At 36.7% G+C, this 1,723-nt stretch carries 2 protein-coding genes; both read right to left on the reverse strand.

Annotation, left to right across the window (positions count from 1 at the left end):
- Positions 1-28: 28 nt before the first annotated feature.
- A complete protein-coding gene (locus tag JC605_RS23510) occupies positions 29-1,123 on the reverse strand; it encodes a DUF1254 domain-containing protein (protein ID WP_074664041.1) in 1,095 nt (364 codons plus the stop codon).
- Positions 1,124-1,137: 14 nt separating this feature from the next.
- A partial coding sequence (locus JC605_RS23515) for a DUF1214 domain-containing protein (RefSeq protein ID WP_198858515.1) occupies positions 1,138-1,723 on the reverse strand: 586 nt, incomplete at its 5' end.

Genomic DNA, 1,723 nt, shown 5'->3' on the forward strand with positions numbered 1-1,723 from the left:
GTATCAGATTGGTGAACTAAACTATTTTTTAGATCTTAGTCAGGACTGGTAATTTATAACTGCCATTTGTTACAGATTCCCCAGGCATATATACTCTTGTACAAGTCCAGAACGGTTGAGTTGGTATAATGACCTCGTTGGCGTGTTTGCCTTTTCCAAACTCTGCTTCAGGCACAAAATAAAGGTCAAAAGTTTTACCGTCAGGATTCAGTTTAACATCTTTATTACTTATAATTGATCCTTGGTCGGTTTTCAGGTACTGATCATCACCATAAACGGTAATGGAATAAAAACCAAGTTTTGGGTCACGCAATTCAGGCACTTTATAAACTGCTTTATAGCTTTTGCCTTTTTCTGCTTCATGTTTTGCAGTTAAATAAATAGCCTCTTTATCAGGCAAAAGTCCTGTTGCAATTGCAACACCTCTGTTTCTGGCCTCAAGAGAAACAGGTTTGTCTTCTGTTCCCATAGTTCCCTGAACCCCTTCTTTTTGAGCTGCTTCTACATAACCCTTACGCACCTCATCGAATTCCTTCATATTCCAGTTGGTTGCCTTAAAAGACCTTGGTTTATAACCATTAAGGAATTCAATTTTAAGCTGATCCTGATAATCATTTACTTTTTTAATATCAGCAGGATCTTTAGGGTTTATCTGTATTCTGACATTGGCATAAAAGAAATCGGTAGTCTTAGAGGCCGGAATTACATATCTTCCCGGTCCATAATATACTTTGTAAGTAATATGTTCGTGGTTCATAATATGAAGTGACATATAACGGCCGTCATTTTTAGGAAGCGTAATAGCCACATCTCCTTTTCCGTCCAGAATGGCAAAAGAATAATTGGTATCGCGGTTCATAAGAGGTGCCGGCTGTTCGTCAAGCGGCATTGGTTTTCTGTGGTGATTGAATTTATTATCACCGCCTTGCTCAAACTCCTTCTGCATGGCCATATCGGTCATGGCATAGGCAAAATTATCTTTGGTTACACTTACTGTAGAATCTTTCACGGGTTCTGTTGTTTCTGTTGTTTCTGTTGCAGCTTCAGTACTTTTTTTGTCCTTACAGCTTTGTAATGTGAATACCAGAGTAAAAACTGTTGTAAAAATTATTGACTTTTTCATAGTTACATTTTTATTTATTTAACTTTTTCGATATCTCCCACTTTATATTTTCTGTCAAAAAACTCTTGTTTTGGCCCATAGAATCTAAACAAAGCAAACCAGCCTCTTTTAGGAACACTTTTTATCCAGTTTACATTCCCTTTTGGTTTTTCAGGAGCAATATAAATTGTGAAAGAACCATCACTGTTCTTAACTAAATTATTCATTGAATTTAAAGATGAATATACCTGATCTTTAGCATCTACTCCAGCTGCCGTTTCAGCATCATAAATAGTAAACGACCAAAAAAGCCCTGCCGGTGGATTTGCCGGAAAAGTTATTTTATAACTATTCTCTCCTCTTATATAATCGCCATCACTGTCTTTATATGCATTTCCATATTTTGCCCCTAATCCAGGTATTGAAGACATCATACCTGTACTTATTGAATAATGGTTGACGTACATATGAGCTTTTGCATCTACATCTGTGTAACCCGTGATACGATTTCTGTATTCTTCATCCAACAAAGTATGCATGAAGTCATCATATTTAGTTTTAGCATGAGCCACCCATTTACGGTCCTTCCACCATAAACCATCTTTTTCCCTGTCAAAATTA

Origin of the sequence: Flavobacterium sp. IB48, from assembly GCF_016405855.1 — a bacterium.
Classification (GTDB): domain Bacteria; phylum Bacteroidota; class Bacteroidia; order Flavobacteriales; family Flavobacteriaceae; genus Flavobacterium; species Flavobacterium ginsengisoli.